13 protein-coding genes are annotated in these 16,966 nt (G+C 62.5%); 8 read left to right on the forward strand and 5 right to left on the reverse strand.

Features of this window, described 5'->3' with window-relative positions:
* The first annotated feature begins 2 nt into the window (after positions 1-2).
* The 7 genes from ACNA1V_RS11465 to gadC all read left to right on the forward strand — a co-directional run bounded on the left by ACNA1V_RS11465 (position 3) and on the right by gadC (position 6,853).
* Positions 3-1,130, forward strand: a complete 1,128-nt coding sequence (locus ACNA1V_RS11465) for an ABC transporter substrate-binding protein (RefSeq protein WP_415833740.1) — start codon at positions 3-5, stop codon at positions 1,128-1,130.
* Between the two features lie 38 nt (positions 1,131-1,168).
* The gene (locus tag ACNA1V_RS11470; RefSeq protein WP_415833741.1) at positions 1,169-2,224 is read left to right on the forward strand and encodes a FecCD family ABC transporter permease; all 1,056 of its coding nucleotides are present in this window, start codon (positions 1,169-1,171) and stop codon (positions 2,222-2,224) included.
* Entirely contained in the window at positions 2,217-2,975 is a 759-nt protein-coding gene (locus ACNA1V_RS11475) for an ABC transporter ATP-binding protein (protein ID WP_415833742.1), read from the forward strand. Before ACNA1V_RS11470 ends, ACNA1V_RS11475 begins: the two co-directional genes overlap by 8 nt.
* Positions 2,972-3,583 (forward strand): hypothetical protein, encoded by a 612-nt coding sequence (locus tag ACNA1V_RS11480; protein ID WP_415833743.1) that lies wholly within the window; start codon positions 2,972-2,974, stop codon positions 3,581-3,583. Before ACNA1V_RS11475 ends, ACNA1V_RS11480 begins: the two co-directional genes overlap by 4 nt.
* Complete coding sequence (locus ACNA1V_RS11485; protein WP_415833744.1) at positions 3,583-4,254, forward strand: hypothetical protein; 672 nt, start codon at positions 3,583-3,585, stop codon at positions 4,252-4,254. Before ACNA1V_RS11480 ends, ACNA1V_RS11485 begins: the two co-directional genes overlap by 1 nt.
* A 136-nt stretch (positions 4,255-4,390) precedes the next feature.
* Complete coding sequence (locus ACNA1V_RS11490) at positions 4,391-4,951, forward strand: hypothetical protein (RefSeq protein ID WP_415833745.1); 561 nt, start codon at positions 4,391-4,393, stop codon at positions 4,949-4,951.
* A 351-nt stretch (positions 4,952-5,302) separates the two neighbouring features.
* Positions 5,303-6,853, forward strand: a complete 1,551-nt coding sequence (gene gadC / locus ACNA1V_RS11495) for a glutamate:gamma-aminobutyrate antiporter (RefSeq protein ID WP_415833746.1) — start codon at positions 5,303-5,305, stop codon at positions 6,851-6,853.
* Between the two features lie 116 nt (positions 6,854-6,969).
* Here gadC and ACNA1V_RS11500 read toward each other — a convergent pair whose 3' ends face one another.
* Positions 6,970-7,221: a cytoplasmic protein gene (locus ACNA1V_RS11500; protein WP_415833747.1), complete on the reverse strand. Its 252-nt coding sequence runs from the start codon at positions 7,219-7,221 to the stop codon at positions 6,970-6,972.
* 265 nt (positions 7,222-7,486) lie between these two features.
* Here ACNA1V_RS11500 and ptsJ point away from each other — a divergent pair, with 265 nt between their 5' ends.
* Positions 7,487-8,797, forward strand: a complete 1,311-nt coding sequence (ptsJ, locus tag ACNA1V_RS11505; RefSeq protein WP_415833748.1) for a MocR-like B6 salvage transcription factor PtsJ — start codon at positions 7,487-7,489, stop codon at positions 8,795-8,797.
* 77 nt (positions 8,798-8,874) lie between these two features.
* On the opposite strand, the gene ACNA1V_RS11510 is transcribed toward ptsJ, so the two are convergent.
* The 4 genes from ACNA1V_RS11510 to ACNA1V_RS11525 all read right to left on the reverse strand — a co-directional run bounded on the left by ACNA1V_RS11510 (position 8,875) and on the right by ACNA1V_RS11525 (position 16,727).
* Positions 8,875-12,138, reverse strand: a complete 3,264-nt coding sequence (locus ACNA1V_RS11510) for a hybrid sensor histidine kinase/response regulator (protein WP_415833749.1) — start codon at positions 12,136-12,138, stop codon at positions 8,875-8,877.
* Positions 12,139-12,464: 326 nt separating this feature from the next.
* Complete coding sequence (locus tag ACNA1V_RS11515) at positions 12,465-13,136, reverse strand: response regulator (RefSeq protein ID WP_415833750.1); 672 nt, start codon at positions 13,134-13,136, stop codon at positions 12,465-12,467.
* Positions 13,137-13,279: 143 nt separating this feature from the next.
* Positions 13,280-15,322, reverse strand: coding sequence for a sensor histidine kinase (locus ACNA1V_RS11520; protein WP_415833751.1), 2,043 nt, complete (start codon positions 15,320-15,322; stop codon positions 13,280-13,282).
* 46 nt (positions 15,323-15,368) lie between these two features.
* Positions 15,369-16,727, reverse strand: coding sequence for an MBL fold metallo-hydrolase RNA specificity domain-containing protein (locus tag ACNA1V_RS11525; RefSeq protein WP_415833752.1), 1,359 nt, complete (start codon positions 16,725-16,727; stop codon positions 15,369-15,371).
* Positions 16,728-16,966: the final 239 nt, after the last annotated feature.

The following is a 16,966-nucleotide window of genomic DNA, read 5'->3' on the forward strand; positions in this document are numbered from 1 at the left end:
CCATGACATTCACCATGCCCGGTCTTGCGCAGTCCCGGCGCCTGCGCCGGCTGGCCCTGGCGCCGGTATGGATGCTGGCCTTGCTGCAGGCGTCGCCGGGGTTGGCTCAGCCTGTGCCGGCCGCCGGCCGCATTGAAATGCAGGATATGCTGGGCCAGCCGGTCATCCTGGCAGCGCCTGTCCAGCGGGCGGTGACCTTGCCCATGCCGGCGGGATCCATGTACCTCTCCCTGGCGGGCGACACGGCACGGCTGGCCGGCATGCATCCGGATGCACATGCTTTCATGCGCCAGGGTTTGCTGGCGCGGATTTTCCCGGCAAGCAACAGTATTCGCGCCGATGTGACACGGTCAGGTTTCGTACCGAATGTGGAAACGCTGCTGCAGATCCAGCCGGATCTGGTCTGGCAGTGGGGGCATATGGGAGATGATTTGATTGCGCCTTTGCGTGGTGCCGGCCTGCCGGTGGCGGCACTGCTCTATGGCGACGAGGCCCGCACGCGCGAATGGATCCGGCTGATGGGGCAGGCCCTGGGCGCGCAAGACAAGGCGGCGGCGCAATTGGCCTGGCGCACCGATGTCGAACGCCGGATCCGCGCGGTAACGGCCGGCATTGCCCAGGATCAGCGGCCGCGCGTGATGCTGCTGTCGCGCCATGCGCCGCAGTACACCGTCGCAGGGGGCAGCGGCAATTTCCAGTTCGATGTGGAGCTGGCCGGCGGGCGTAATGTCGCAGCGGCCGTTGGCAATGCCAACATCGTCAATGTCGAGCAGATTCTTGCCTGGAATCCGGAAGTGCTGCTGCTGAATAATTTTGAGCCCGGCCTGACGCCGGCAACGATCTATGCCGATCCGATGCTGGCCGATCTGGATGCCGTGAAGCAGCGTCGTGTTTACAAAATTCCCGCAGCCGGCTACCGCTGGGATCCGCCCAGCCAGGAGTCGCCGCTGTACTGGCAATGGCTGAGCCTGATTCTGCATCCGTCGCGCTTTGATTGGCCTTTGCGTGAGGAAATTTCCCTGCAGTTGCAGCATTTGTATGGCTACACGGCAACGCCGGAAGATATCGACGAAGTCCTGCATGTGGCTGCCAATGCCGGTGCGCAAGGCTACGAAAGGTTTGCGCGATGAGTGTTGATGTCGGAATCCGAATCGCAGGAAAACCCGCCGTGGCGCCCCGGCCAACCGGCACACCTGCTGCGGCCGCCTGGATCTGGCTGCTGCTAGGCGGGCTGTTGCTGGCCATGATGCTGCTGGCCCTGGCGACGGGACGCTATGCCTTGTCTCTGAGCCAGATCGGCGCCATGTTGCTGGAGCCGGTGCTGCCCGACAGATGGCTGCCGCTGCTGCCGGATATCACGGACATGCAGCGCCGCGTTCTGTGGCAGGTGCGGTTGCCGCGTATCCTGATGGCGGTGCTGGTCGGCAGCAGCCTGGCCTTGTGCGGGGCGGCATTGCAAGGGGCATTTCGCAACCCGCTGGTCGGGCCGCAGGTGCTGGGCATTTCGTCCGGCGCGGCACTGGGCGGGTGCCTGGCCATTCTGTTGTTCACCTCGCTGCCGCTCATCATGGGCAGTGCTTTCGCCGGTGGATTGCTGGCAGTTGCGGCGGTGTATTACATGGGGCGTTCGCAAGGCCGCACCACCATGCTGATGCTGGTGCTGTCCGGCGTGGTGTGCAGTGCGTTTTTCGCGGCCTTGATTTCGCTGGTAACTTACTTCGCAGACACGAATGATTCACTGCCTGCCATTGTGTTCTGGCTGATGGGCAGTTTTGCCACGGCGTCCTATTTCAAGCTGGCAGTGATCGTGGTGCCGATGCTGGCGGGCAGCCTGTTGCTGTATGCCTTGCGCTTTCGCATCAACATTCTGTCCTTGGGGGATGAGCAGGCCAGTGCGCAAGGGGTGGCGGTGGAGCCTTTGCGCTGGGGGCTCTTGGCTTGCGTGACGCTGGTGGTCTCCGCCAGTGTGGCCGTCTCCGGCACGGTGGGCTGGGTCGGTCTGGTCGTGCCGCATTTTGCACGCATGCTGGTCGGGCCGGATCACCGGGTTCTGTTGCCAGCGTCCGCGCTGGTTGGAGGCAGCTACATGGTGATGGTTGATACCCTGGCGCGCAGTTTGAGCAGCGCCGAGATTCCGCTGGGTGTGATGACGGCCTTGATCGGCGCTCCGGTATTCGCCTGGCTATTGCGGCGTACACATGCGCGGGGATGGCGCCATGATTGATGTTCGCAATCTTGATGTCCGTGTTGCCGGCCAGGGCCGGACGCTGCTGCGCGGCCTGAACCTGAGTCTGGCGGCAGGTCAGATCATGGCGGTGCTGGGCCCCAACGGACGCGGCAAGACCACGTTGCTGCGCACCTTGCTGGGCTTGTTGCCGGCAGGCGCGGGGCAGGTGCAGTTGGGCGGCCATGCGGCCTATGTGCCGCAGCAGGGGGAGTCCATGTTTCCTTACCCTGTGCTGAGCATGGTGGCCATGGGGCGCGCACGCCATCTGCGCTGGTGGCAATCGCCAGGCAAGGCGGATATGCGCGTGGCAGAGGCTTGCCTGGAGGCGGTCGGCCTGGCAAGCATGGCGCAGTGCAGCTTTCATGAACTGAGCGGCGGGCAAAAGCAGTTGGTGCACATCGCGCGAGCGATGGCTAGCGCCAGTCCCATCATTGTGCTGGATGAGCCGATGGCGGCGCTGGATTTGCGCAATCAGGATCTCGTGCTGGGAATCCTGGCGCGGCTGGCACGCGAACAGCAGCTTTGCATCGTTTTTTCCACCCATAGCCCCCAGCACGCGCTGCATATCGCGGATCAGACCTTGCTGCTCTATCCGGACAGCTGCGAGGCCGGGCCGACCGCGCTGATGTGCGGGCCGGAGCGCTTGGGGCGGGTCTATCAAATGCCCGTGGCCCTGGGGCAGGCGCAGGACGCGGCAGGGCGGCTGGTGCTGGGTGTGATCCCCTTGTTCCAAGGAGCAGAGGCATGAAACGTGTGGCCTATCTCAACAGCCGCCAGGGCAGCGGGCCTGAAGCCCTGACGGGCGGGTCCGCCGCCAGGGTGGAAAATCTTTATCTTTATGACCTGGAAACGGATGCCGCCGGGACTTTGGCCAACTGGCGAGCCCTGCTGATTCCGGCCAATGCCGATCAGCGCTTCCTGATGACGTTGCGGCCGCAGCTGGAGCAATGGTTGCTGGCAGGCGGCACGATGGTCATCAATGGCCATATCGCCTATCCCTTCCTGCGCTGGCTGCAGCCGTTTGAAGTGCAAACCTGTCCAGGGCTGGCGGGTTTGCAGGTTGCACGGGGGGAGCGGCATCCTGTGTTCGACGGCGTGGACGCGGAGCATCTGACGTATCGCCGGGGCGTGGCGGGTTTTTATGCCCGTGGCGCGAATCCGCCGCCGCCGGACGCCCGGGTGCTCAATACGCTGGGCCCGGACAGCCAGCCCATCGACTGGTTGCTGTCCCTGCCAGGAGGCGGTCGTTTGCTGGTGCATTCCGGCAATGATCTCTGGATGTATGCGAACGGGCAGGACTCCGCGGCGCGTATCGTGCCGCAATTGCTCGCTTGGCTGGCGATGGGAGCAAACTGATGTCATTCCTTTCCGAAATCCGTCCTCTGGCCGGGCAGGGGCCGCAGCGCGCTCCTGTCATTGCCGCGCTGGATGCCGGCACCTACTACCACCATCGGACATTCCGGACGCCGGCATTGGCGGCGTGCCTGGATGCCATCGTCTATGTGCGGGATCTCGATGCTGCGGCGCTGGCGTCATGCGATATCTTCATCGTGTCCTGTGCTTCGCCCGTGGACCAGCTGGTGCGTGTCCGTCGTTTGTTCCACGACTTCTTGCAACAGGGCAAGACGCTGGTTGTCATGGGCGGCAACGGCGCCGAACAATGGCTGGACGGCGTGCAGTATGTGCATAGTCCGGTCAATTTCTGGTGGTGGAAAGAGCCAGGTGCCGATTCCGGCCTGCGCCTGGCCGCACCGGAGCACGAGTTGTTCCGCCACATCACGCTGGCTGATGCCACCTGGCATCAGCATGGCGCGTATCTCCCGCCGCCCGGGGCGGTGTCATTGATCGACAAGGCGGGTGTCGGCTCCGTGCTGTATGACGACTGCCGTTCAACACCCGGCCGCCTGATCCTGAGCTCGCTGGATCCGATGTACCACCATGGTAGCCACTTCATGCCTGCGACGACGCGTTTTCTGCATGGGTTTCTACCCTGGCTGAAGCGGCAGTCTCTTCCCATGCGCGAGTAGTCCCGGCCAGGGGCGTCGTCGTCCATTCCCCTTGTTGCCTGTATCGGGGCCGTGTGCGCCTGCATGCGTCCCCATGTCGTCTGTCGCTCCGGCGCAGGCTTTTCCCTTGCTGTTTTCCATGTTTCCTGGAGTGTTTATGCAGACCGAAATTTCTGCTGCCGCCGTTTTCCCCAATGTGTATGTCGTGCAGGTCATGGGGGAAGAAAGCGTGCTGGATATCCCCTTTGACGCTGTCGCCGCCTACCATGGGCAGGGGGCGCTGGCGATGTTGGCGGTGACCTATATGGGGATGTATGGCGCGTTGGCACGCGTGTCCGGCGATTTGCCCGGCCGTGCAGAGCTGCGAGTCGTGAGCGGCCACCCTGGGCCGGGCGTGCGCGATGCCTTCGAGTTCATTGCGCGCGTGGTGACGCGTGGCTGTTATCAGGTGGATACCAGCCTGCCCTGGGCACGGTACAGTCTGGATGGCGCCCGTTCATACAGCTTCGTTTTGTCCTGCCGTGGGCAGGAGATACGCGCTGTATTGCGCGAGGGCGTGTTGCCGCCGGCATTCTTCGAACTGCTTGCGTCGCGGCAGCCGGGGGACGCGGAATCCTTCCGTTTGTTGCGCCGGAAACTCGCCCATGAAATTCTTGTTCAAGCCCCCGAAAAGCTGTTCGATTTCACGCTGCTGGAAAGTGCCGGATCCAGCGTCTGAGCGGCTTTCAGGCGGTTTTAGAGGCATGCGTCATCCTAGTGCAACGCTGCATGAAAACGGTGGATTTTGTTTCATATAGTTTCATCTCAGGGAAAGCTGAGAATAACCCTTGAACCATAATGGCAGGACTTCGCTGCTCTTCGGAGCACGAAGCTTGCCGTGTTTTTCCGCGTCCGCCGGGTGCCGGTGGAATGTTGTCATACCGTATGGGCCGGTGCCTGTTGCACCGCCTATTTTGCAGCAATGTTCGTTCTTCGCTTTCCGCGCCATGCGTGGACGGAAAGCGGAGCCATGCGCGCGGCCTCCTGGCTGGCGCGACGCGTTTCATGCCTTTATTCCGGTGAGTTGACCATGACTGATGTGAAAAAGACAGGTGTCACTGCCAAGCAGCTTTCCTTGCTGGGCTTCTTCTCCATCACTGCTTCCATGGTGATGGCACCCTATGAATATCCCACCTTTGCAACCTCAGGCTTCAGCCTGGTGTTCTTCCTGGTGCTGGGCGGTTTGCTCTGGTTTATTCCCGTCGGCCTATGTTCGGCGGAAATGGCAACCGTCAAAGGATGGGAAGAGGGCGGTGTATTCACCTGGGTATCCAATACCTTGGGTGAAAAATGGGGGTTTGCCGCGATCATGTTCGGCTACCTGCAGATCGCCGTCGGTTTCGTGACGATGCTCTACTTTGTGCTCGGCGCGCTTTCCTACATCCTGGCGTGGCCGGCACTGAATCAGGATCCGGTGACCAAAACCATCGGGGCGCTGATCATCCTCTGGGCGCTGGCCATTACCCAGTTTGGCGGTACCAAGTACACGGCGCGTATTGCCAAGGTCGGGTTCTTCGGCGGGATCTTGCTGCCGGTCTTCATCCTGGTTTGCCTGTCCATCAGCTATCTGATGAGCGGTGCGCCTTTGCAGATCGAGTTCACCTCCGAAACCTTCTTCCCGGATCTGACCCAACTGGGCACGCTGGTGGTGTTCGTGGCCTTCATCCTGAGCTACATGGGGGTGGAAGCATCGGCGACGCACGTCAATGAAATGGCCAATCCCGGCCGGGATTATCCGCTGGCAATTTTCATCCTGATGATTGCGGCCATTCTGCTCAGCTCGATCGGCGGCCTGTCTGTTGCAGCCGTGATCCCGCTGGACAAGATCAACCTGTCCGCCGGTGTGGTGCAAACCTTTGAAGTGCTGATCCTGCATCATGGCCCCAACCTGGAATGGGCGGTGCGTGGTGTTGCTGCGCTGCTGGTGCTGGGCGTGCTGGCTGAAATCGCTTCCTGGATCGTTGGCCCGTCGCGTGGTCTGTTCGTGGCAGCACAGCGCGGCATTCTGCCTGCCGGCCTGGCCAAAGTGAACAAGAACCAGGTGCCGGTCAATCTGGTGATCACGCAATTGCTGATCTCCACCGTGGCCATCATCGTGCTGACCAACGTTGGCGGCGGCAACAACATGTCCTTCCTGGTTGCCATGTCTCTGACAGTGGTGATTTACCTGAGCAGCTATTTCATGCTGTTCCTGGGTTACATCCAACTGATTCGCAAGCAAGGCAACCTGGAGCGTGGTTTCTCGGTTCCTGGCGGCAAGGGCTTCAAGCTGATCATGGCCATCGTCGGTTTCGTGGTCTCGGTGTTCGCTTTCTGCATCTCCTTTGTTCCGCCCAGCACGCTGCCGTCGGCTGCGGATGGGAAGATCTACGTGACGCTGCTGGCGGTAAGCTTCATCGTGGTGTTCCTGGTGCCGTTCGTGATCTATGCCCTGCATAACAAGCATGGCAAGAAGCTGAGTGTGAAGTTGGTGCCGGTGACGACCGATAACGCGCCGGATGGGCACTTCTTCATCCGTCCGCGTGGCCGTGCAACGCACCATCTGGTTCCGGATGATTCACAGCCGCAAGACAAGAGCTGATAGTTTCTGATCTTCTGCGGGCTGCGGCTGCGGAGACTCCCGATACAGGGAGGATCCGCAGCCGTTCTGTTTGTGGTGCGTGGCAGGTCTGGCCCTGCGATGCAGCCGGGGGGCGATCAATCGGGTTGCTCGGCTTGCCAGGGGGCCGGCTTGAAGAACGGTTCGCGTGACAGCAGCCGTACACCGGCGGGCGTGCTTTCCACGATGCGGCGTTCTCCGTCTTCGATCAGCAGCTCGAGCTGATAGCCGTCGGCAAGGGGGAAGCGGCTGGCAATGTCGGCAATGGCATCGCGCGACCAGGATACTGCCGATTCAAAATGTCCCAGCAGCTTGCCGTGACGCTGGATGATAAGGCGATAAGTGTGCATGAAGGATCCCGGAATAAGCGATCAAAAAGGCCGATGCCTGCCGTGTGGCAACTGTGCGTGGTCTGGTTTTCGATGATGGCGGGAGGGCGCAGCCGCCTGGCGCGTGCCGGTCGGCACGCCGTCGGCCAAGGCCGGCGCAGGGTAAATATCGTTCACGGCGCCATCCCTGGGGGCAGAGTGTCAAGAACCATCAACGCGTGGCGGGCCAAATGACAGGTTCTTATAAAATCATCTTGTGCCAAATTATATATTGTCATAGGTCAAAATGAGCATTACGGGCAAAACCGTCACCAGCATTTTTGAAAGTATCCGCCTGCAGGTGCAGGCGGGGCAGTTGCAGCCTGGGCAGGTGCTGCCGCCAGTGCGTGATCTGGCCGTGACCTTGGGCGTCAACCGCAACACGGTTGCGGCGGTATATAAAAAGCTTGCGATAGCGGGCCTGGCGACGACGCAAGGCCGGCGTGGCACGGTGATCCGTGAGCAACTGGATCCCGGTGAGCAGGAAGGCTGGATGGCAGGAACGCCTTTGGTGGATCTGGCCAGCGGCAATCCCAATCCTGCCTGGTTGCCGGATATCAATCAGGCCTTGGCACGCCGGCCCTACCAGCATCAGCTGTATGGGAGCGATCCCGTGCATGCGGAACTGGCGAGTTATGGCCAGCAATGGCTGGGACGGGATTGTCCGGGTGATTACGCGCTGGATGTCACGCATGGCGCGGTCGATGCCATTGAACGGCTGCTGGCGGCCTATCTGGTCGCAGGCGATAAGGTTGCCGTGGAAGATCCCTGTTTCCTGAGCAGCATCAATACCTTGCGTATTGCCGGGTTGCAGGCTGTCGGTGTGCCTATGGATAGTGACGGCATGCGGCCGGAGGCGCTGGAGCAAGCGTTGGAGCAAGGTGCGCAGGCTGTCATCGTGACACCGCGCGCGCACAATCCGACTGGCTGCAGCCTGACGAGTGCGCGAGCGCAGGCCTTGCAGGAAGTGCTGGCGCGCTACCCGCATGTCCTGGTCATCGTGGACGACCATTTTGCCCTGCTGGCGTACAAGCGTTATTGGCAGGTCGTGCCGGCGTCCAGCTCACGCTGGGCGCTGGTACGTTCCGTCTCCAAGGCCTTGGGCCCCGACCTGAGGCTGGCGCTGGTCGCCAGCGACCCGCAGACATCGCAGCGACTGCGTTTGCGCCTGGCGCCAGGGACGGGCTGGGTCAGCCATCTGTTGCAGGAGGTTGCGGTGGCCTGCCTGCAGGTACCCGCGTTGGCGGGACGCATGGGGCTGGCAACGCAGGAGTACTGCTATCGCAGGAATATCCTGAAGCAGGCGTTGGCGGCGCAAGGCGTAGCCGTCGCAGAGCCCGTGGATGGCCTGAATCTCTGGATTCCTTTGCCTGAGCCGACCGGGCAGGCCGATGCCGCTTTGCTGGCCCGCCACGGCTGGCTGGTGCGCAGCGGGGATGTATTCGGCGTGCAGGCCCCGGCCTGCGGTTTGCGCGTCACCATTTCCGCCTTGCACGAAGATCAGGTCGAGCGTCTGGCCGCGGATATTGGCAAAGTGCTGCGTAAACGCCATCAGTAACGCACCTCGGCATCAGTCAATCCCCTCGGTATCGGTAACGTGCATCGGCGCCGTCACGGACGCACGCCATACGCTCCTCAGGTGTTGGCCAGCATTTCGCCCAGTCGATCCGCCAGGCTTTGTAGCGCTTGGCGGGTTGAGGGTGTCAGGCCGTCGGTGCGCAGCTGTTCATGCAGCAGGACGATGGCGCTGGCCAAGGGCTGATTGTTGATGCTGGTCAAGCCGCCCGCCACGCGGTGCAGGGTGTGGAGGATACGCTCGACATCCTCGGCTTGGCGGCCTTGCTCCAGCTTGTCCAGATCCGCCTGCATCGTGTCCAGGAAGAGCGTCCGATAGGCCTCGGGTACCGGATGGATGGGCGTATGGCTGAAATCCGTTGCAGCCGCAGGTGGCGTGGGGGCCGCCGAGGTCTCTGGGGCCGGCTCCGGCGCTGCCGGCACGGGGGCAGGCGAGGTCGCGGGAGCCGGTGTGGCGGGATGCACCGCTGCGGGGAACAGGCGCGCCAGCTGCTGGTACAGGGAATTCAGGTTGATGGGCTTGACCAGCCAGGTATTCATGCCGCTTTCCATGCAATGACGGCCTTCGTTGCGCGTGGCATTGGCCGTAATACCGACGATGGGCGCACGGACTCCCAGGTCACGGAGTGCGCGACTGAGTTCGTAGCCGTTCATGCGGGGCATGTTGATATCGGTCAGCACGAAATCATGCGTTCCTTGCTGCCAGAGTTCGAGTGCCTGTTCGCCATCGGACGCGACACTGACCTGGCAGCCCAGTTGTTCGAGCTGATGGGTCAGCGTGGCCTGGTTGATGGGGTTGTCTTCGGCAATGAGCGCCTTGAGCGCCAGCCGCCGCGTGGGCGCGACATGCACGGCCTCGGGCGGTTGGCCCAGGCGCGCCAGGCCGGCTGCAATCTCATCAACGCTGCAGGCATCTATGCCAGGGTGGGTACCGGTGCCCTCCCTGGGGGCCAGGCTCATGTAACGCGCTGCCCAGTTCGGTGGGCAGTCGGGGGCAGGCATCTGTACATCGACCAGCCAGGTATCCTTATCCGGCATCGGCAACACCGCCGGCGCGGCACCGGCCTGTGCGCCCCAGCGAATCAGCCAGCACTCCAGGTTCCGAGTCAACTCGGGGTTGGCCGTGCGGAGCAGGACTGTCAGGCCGTCCAGCACGGGTGCGGCGGGCACTTCTGCATCGGTGTGCTGCAGCGGCAGTTCAACCGAGAATTGGCTGCCCAGGCCGGGTTCACTGGTGACTTGAATGGTGCCACCCATCAGGTGCACCAGACGTTCGCAGATGGAAAGCCCCAGTCCCGTGCCACGGATGGTGTGGCGGCTGGCTTCGACCATGAAAAAGGGAGAAAACAGTTCGCGTTGCGCTTCCTGTGAAATCCCGATGCCGGTATCAGCGACCTGGAACTTCAAGATGCTATGGTCATCCTCTTGCCGGACCAGACTGAGCCTGACAACGATTTGACCCGCCTCGGTGAACTTGATGGCGTTACTGACGAGGTTGGACAACACCTGGCGGATACGCACGGCGTCGCCTTCCAGCATATCGGGAACCTGCGGGTCGGTCAGGCAAAACAACAGCAATTGCTTCTGCTGCGCCATGCCAGCGTACGAGCCGACACATTCCTGCATCATCCGGCGAGGGGAGAAAGGATCAGGCTCCAATTGCAGCTGGTTGGCTTCTATCTTGCCGATATCCAGGATGTCGCTGATCTGCTGCATCAGCAGTTGCGAAGCGCTCTGGATACGTGCCACATGCTGCTGCTGCACGGTATCGAGCTTGGTCAGGGCAAGCAATTCCAGCGTCCCGAGCACGCCATAGAGCGGCGTGCGGATTTCGTGGCTCATGGTGGAGAGGAACATGGATTTGGCCGCATTGGCCTCGTCTGCCGCCTGTTTGGCGCGCTCCAGCGCCCGCTGCTCCTCGGCGCGCGTGGTGATGTCGGTGAACGCGCACAACACGACATCCTGCTTGCGATAACGCATGGGCGAGTAGGACACATGCAGGCTGAGCCCGCCCGGCAGATCCACCTGTTCGATTTCGCCGGGTTCCAGTGCTTCGAGTGCCAGGCGTTGCAAAGCGCTGCCGTTGGCGGTGGCATCCGGCACCAGGCTCAGCCAACGGCGCGCCAGGGGCGAAGCAAAAATGATGTGTCCATCCGGACAGCTCAACAGGCAAAGCGCGACGGGGGCCGTATCCACCAGTGCGCGGTTGAACATCTCGCTTTCCTGCAGCGCGTCCTGGGCCTGCTGGGCCGGGTCGATGATGCTGCGCTGATACCAGCGCAAATAACCTATGCCCCAAAGCAGGCAGAGCAGCAGGAGCAGGCCGCCTGTGACGGGGATCCATATATTGTGGGCCACGAAACTGCCGTAGCTGATGCGGTAGCAGCCGACCCAGTCCCCGGGCTGGCTGCGCAGGCAAAGCTCCAGTCCTTCCGCAGACAGCCGGAAACCGTCCGGACGCATGACGGGCGCATTCTCTCCGCCCAGCAGAATGCCTTGCCGGGCATTGGAGAGCCAGAATAGATGTGAGCTGGCTTCGTGCGCGCCACTGGCAGTCAGCAGGCGCTGGCGGTTCATCAGCGAGACCAGGTAGTGCTCGTCAGGCGCGGGGCTGCCTGCCGGCCAGGCCGAAGGCGGTACGCCCGAGGGAATGAAGGCCAGCATTTCGTGCGGCATGCCGGGCATGGGGTACCAATGCACGATGGCGCTGGTCTCGGGGGCCATGCGCTGAACATCGGCGCGCAAGGTCGTGGCATGCTGCTGTGCAACCTGGCTGATTTGCTGCAATACCTCGGGCGTCAGCGGTTCCGGCGTATTGGCGGCATCAATGGCGGGCACGGTAATGATGGTCTGCCCGTCCTCATTGAGCATGAGCAAATTTGCCGATGGGTAATAGGAAAAAGCCCAGAAAGTGTTGTAGATGGATGTCAGGTGCGATGCCAGTGCTTGAAAAGCGCGCTTTTGCTCGGCGGACATCGGTTCGGCGGTATTGCGGGTCAGCAGTGAAAACGCCGGGCCTGTCTCCGGCAGATGCTCTTTTCTTGAGGGTGTGGCGGGGCGTCTCAGGGTCGGTTGGGGGTCAAGCAGCGATTGGACGCGTGTGTTTTCGTCCTGCAGCTGGCGCAGGAATTGCTCCTGTTCGCGGACGTAGGCAATGGTGGTGGTGAAGTCTGCGGTCAGGGCCGCGCGCTCTTGCTCCAGGACAAATTGCATCCCCATGGTCAACATGCAGCTCAACAACAGTACCAGCAGGCTGCTGCCGAAGATCGCAGTGCTTTGGCGCAGAAGCAAGCGCCGGATGGGAGTGAGCGATGGCTGTGACATGCTTACATCGGGTCAGGGGTGTGCAGGCATCGCTCGACGGCCAGCGGCAAGGGCGGGAATCAGCCGCCATCATGCCTTAAGCGCCAGGGCAATGCCGTCGAAATAAATAAAATTCTGATGTAATGACAGCCGATCTGGCGGGCGAAGTCAAGATAGGCGGCTGTGCCGGACGATGCCGCCCAGGCAGGCATGCAGGCGAACCGGGCACGACAGCCGGGTATTTGGGTACCTGGAGGCACTCATGGCAGGAGTCATGCGTGCGGAAGGCAAGCCCGGCGAAGCGGGCCATCCGGGGAGTTGCCGTGTCCTCACCTGGGGCGGAACTCTCAGCGGAACAGGCCTGCGTGGACACAGAATTCAATGAGCGCCTGATCGCTGGGCAGATCCAGTTTCCGCATGGCCGAGCGCTTCTGATTACTGATGGTCTTGATGCTGCGATTGAGCGTTTGCGCAATATGGGTCAAAGAATGCCCGGCAATGAATAGCCGCAGTACTTCCAGTTCCTTGGGCGAGAGCAGTTTGGTGGCCCGGTCGTGCTGCGCGGTAGAACCGTTTGAGGTGTCGCTGTGGGGTTCAGGTGCCAGATCCCGTGGCTGATCTTCACGCAGATAGCGCTTGCCGTCATAGAGGCAATCCAGTGCTTCCAGCAGGTCATGGGGCTGGTCGGATTTCAGGACCACGCCGCTGACGCCTGCACGGTAGAGCGAGGCAATGATGGGCGGGCTGGTAATCATGGTGAGCACCAGCAAGCGGGTGGCGGGAAAGTTGCGTACCAGATAGCCGATGAAGCTCAGGCCGTCGCCGTAATGCTCGTCGCCGGGCATGGAAAAGTCGGTCACCACGATATCCGGGCGATGCTGGGTGATATGTTGCACCAGCGCAGTCGGGGTTTCCAGTGTGCCGGACAGAATGAAGCGCGGATCGTTGGCAATCAGGTTGCTCAAGCCTGCCAGAACGATAGGGTGATCGTCGGCGAAAGCGATGCGTAGTGTCTTCATGAAGGTTCCGGTATCCGACTCATCCAGGTAGGGGCACATGCATGTTGCCGTCATGCCGGCAGATCAAGCATCGCGCCAGCGATCCGCACACATGGTATCGCGGAATCGCACGCCGGACTTGGCTAGGATCAAGTCCAGCTTAATTAGTGATCGGGCGAGTGTATCCGGCTTTGTGGCGGATGGGGGGGGGTTTGCATGCCAGTCGTGGCCGGCGGCTTTTCCTCGGGCGTGGCGGGCGGACGGAGCAGGGCAGCCTGCAGGGCGCGGGCAATGGCCATGGCCCCGGTTCGGGGCAGGCTGAGGTCGGCCCCGGTGCCGGGCGCACCGTCCATACCGGCGATGGCATAGCAGCCGGCCCAATGCCCAGGCCGCCGTATTTGCGGCATGAGGGCATCCAGCAGCACCTGGTGCTTCCCTGGCGGACCGGAAATGGTGCCGGCAGGCCAGGCATGGCCGCCCCAGGCCCGGAACCACTGGCAGAGGGAAGTGGTGAGTTCGGCATGAGGGCTGCGCACGCTGATGTGCAATCCGTCGAGGCGGGGGCTGGCTGCCGCAGTGTCGGCAGGGCCCAGCGGCAGTGTGAGCGTCAGGTTGAAACTGCTGCCCAGACCCGGTTCGCTGGTGATGCGGAGGGAGGCAGGCAGCGCACGCGCCAGGCGTGCCGCCAGGGTCAGGCCCGGCATGGCATCGGATTCATGCAGGGCGGGCGTGGTCGGCGCCTGGAACAGCCAGGAGAGAGACTGCAATTGTTGCGAGGGAATGCCGGGGCCGCTGTCTGCCACCTGCAACATGAGTGTCGTGCGGGCCGCGCCGTCTGGCCGGGCATGCAGGCGGGCGATGACATGGCCGGCTTCGGTGAAGCGGATGGCATTGCCCAGCAGCTGATGCAGGATCAGCGTCAGCCGGTCTGGGTCGCCAATCACGCAGGCCGGTACATCCGTGTCGATATGGCTGAATAGCAGCAGCCCTTTTGTACGTGCAGCGGGCTGATGTGCATCGACGCAGGATTGCAGCAACTGGCGCGGATCAAAGGGTTCCAGGCCAGGCATCGTCCTCGGGCCGGGGAGCGACGTGACAGGGGGCGGGGCAGGCTGGGGCAGTTTCGCAGGGACATGGCCTGGCCTGTGCGTGGCGCGCCAGCCGGAGAGTCCGGCCAGAAGCAGCAGCACCAGCAGCGTGGCGGAGAGCCAGCCTGGGGCTCGCCAGAATGCGTGGTAGGGAACGAGCAGGACGGCATGGCTGGCGGGCGGCAATGAAAACTGGAAGGCAACGCCTTGCGCCGTCAGGCGCAGGGGCCTGGCATCCGGTATGGCGGGCAGGGCATCCGTGCTAATCAGCGTCTGACCGTGCAAGGTCAGTTGCATTACGCCTTCGCGTGTGGGCGCAGAGAGATAGGCGTTAAGGTGAAAGAGCGTGGCCGCGACAAAATGCGGCGCGGCAGTCGATTCGATCTCGGGCCACAGCGGCGCAGGCAGCTTGATGGCATTGACCCCCGCGACGATGTCCGTGCCGGGAAAAAGCGGGAGCCAGCGTATGCTCCCTGTCGGCGTGACAGACGGCCTGCTCGGATAGGCCTGAGCCAGAATGCTCCAGGCGATAGCTGGCGGTATGACGCCGGGAGTGTCCATCCTGGCCGCGCTCAGGGCTGCGGCGGGCAGGCCCAGGCTATTGCCGGTCTCTCTTTCGTTGACCAGCAGGGTGGGGCCGGCTGCATTCATGCCGGACCAGAACGAGGCATAGAAATCTGCCAGGTAATTGCCCAGGGCATGCCAGGCGTCGCGCTTGGCCGGGCTCATGTCGGCGCAGCCGGGCGAATGTGCGCACAACAGCGCATAAGGCAGGTCTGCCTGTGACTGCCTGGCTTGATAGGTATAGGGCAGGAGATGAGGGGGCGAGAGCAAGGTACCGGTTTCCGCGAGCGGGCTGGGCGGTAGTTTGGAAAGGCGCCGGCTGCTGTTGTCCAGCGCCAGAAGGAATTGCTGCTGGACATCGGCATAATGCACCAGGCTGGTGAACTCCTGGCCCAGGCGCTGCTGCCAGGTCGTGAGGCAGCGCTGCAGGTGCCAGGCCAGCAACAGCAGTGCCAGCAGCAGCCAGGGCGCCATGGCGGTCATGACCCGCTGGCGCCTGCGGGATGTCGGGATGAGGGCAGCGCGGGAGGACAGGTCGGTATTTGACGGCGTCATGGGCAACGGTCAGGAACGATGAGCGTCTGTCAGCATGAGTAATCGGTCACAGCTGGAATGTCTGATCCTGGCGGGGGACGCAGGCCGACCAGCCCAGTTCCCGTTCGATCCGCACGCGCAGGGCGTCGGCGGCATCAGGTTCGCCGTGAACGATGAAAACGCGTTGAGGGGGACTGCGAAAACCCGACAGCCAGCGCATCAGTTCATTACTGTCCGCATGGGCCGAGAGCATGGGCAGCTCTGCGACTTCCGCGCGTACCGGCACCCAGTTGCCGTGGATCTTCACCTCGCGTGCGCCTTGCAACAGCTTGCGTCCCCGCGTGCCGGCAGCCTGGAATCCGGAAAACAGGATGGTATTGCGGTGATCGTGGGCAAACGCGGCCAAGTGGTGCAGAACCCGGCCACCTGTCGCCATGCCGCTGGCGGAAATGATCACTTTGGGATAGCGATTGGCCGACAGGGCCTTTGACGCTTCGACGTCGTTCACATAGGCGATGGCCTGGCAGGCAGCTTCGTAGTCGCCCGGTTGCAAGCGATGTTCTTCCGGGTAGGCGTGCAGCAGTTGAGTGGCGCTACCGGCCATGGGGCTGTCCAGGTAGGCCGGAATATTCTGCAGGCGGCCGGCCTGGCGCAGTTTCCACAGGAAGTAAATCAATGATTGCGCCCGGCCCACGGCGAAAGCCGGGATGACGACAGTGCCGCCACGGCGGGCGGTACGTTCGATGATGTCGCCCAGCAGGGCGATGGCGTCGGCATCATCGTGGATGCGGTCGCCGTAGGTCGATTCGATGACGATATAGTCAGCGGCCGGCACGGGTTCGGGATCGGGCAGGACTGGGTCGTTGTAGCGGCCCAGGTCGCCCGAGAAAACGATACGGCGCCCGGCCAGATCAATTTGTGCGCTGGCGGCACCCAGGATATGCCCGGCGCGGCGCATGCACAGCGCTGCGCCGCCGGGCAGTTCGATGGTCTGGTGCCAGGGCACGGGCAGCATGGCCGTGATGGCCCGGTCCGCATCGCGTACGCGGTAGAGCGGCTCTGCAACGGCATGGCGTGAATACCCTTTGCGATTGGCGTACTCCGCATCTTTTTCCTGCAGGTGCGCGCTGTCGCGCAGAATCAGGGCGGCGACATCGCAGGTGGCTTCCGTGGCATAGATCGGGCCGCGGAAACCGTCACGCACCAGGCGCGGCAGATAGCCGGAATGGTCCAGGTGCGCATGCGTCAAAACAACGGCGTCAATGCTATCGGCAGGCAGTGGCAAGCCTTCCCAGTTCAGCTCGCGCAGATTCTTCAGCCCCTGGAACAGCCCGCAGTCAATTAGCAAGCGGGTATTGCCATGGGTGAGCAGATGTTTCGATCCGGTGACGGTGCCTGCGCCGCCAAGAGAGGTCAATGAAAGCATGATGGGGGCCCGGGTCATTGAACGTATGAGCTTATGACTGCACTGAAAAACAGCCAAGCACGCCTCTCATGATACTCTGCCAGACACGAGGCGGATTCGCTGCAGGGCAGACCGCGGCGCAACGAATGGCGCCATGCAGGCCGTGCAGATGCAGGATGCCCGGGGCCAGAGAGCGTGTGGCTTGGACATATAATCAGCGTGTGCCTGTTATCCAGGATGCAGAATTATTCCTATCGACG

The organism is Kerstersia similis, assembly GCF_965139615.1.
In the GTDB taxonomy this organism is placed as follows: domain Bacteria; phylum Pseudomonadota; class Gammaproteobacteria; order Burkholderiales; family Burkholderiaceae_B; genus Kerstersia; species Kerstersia similis.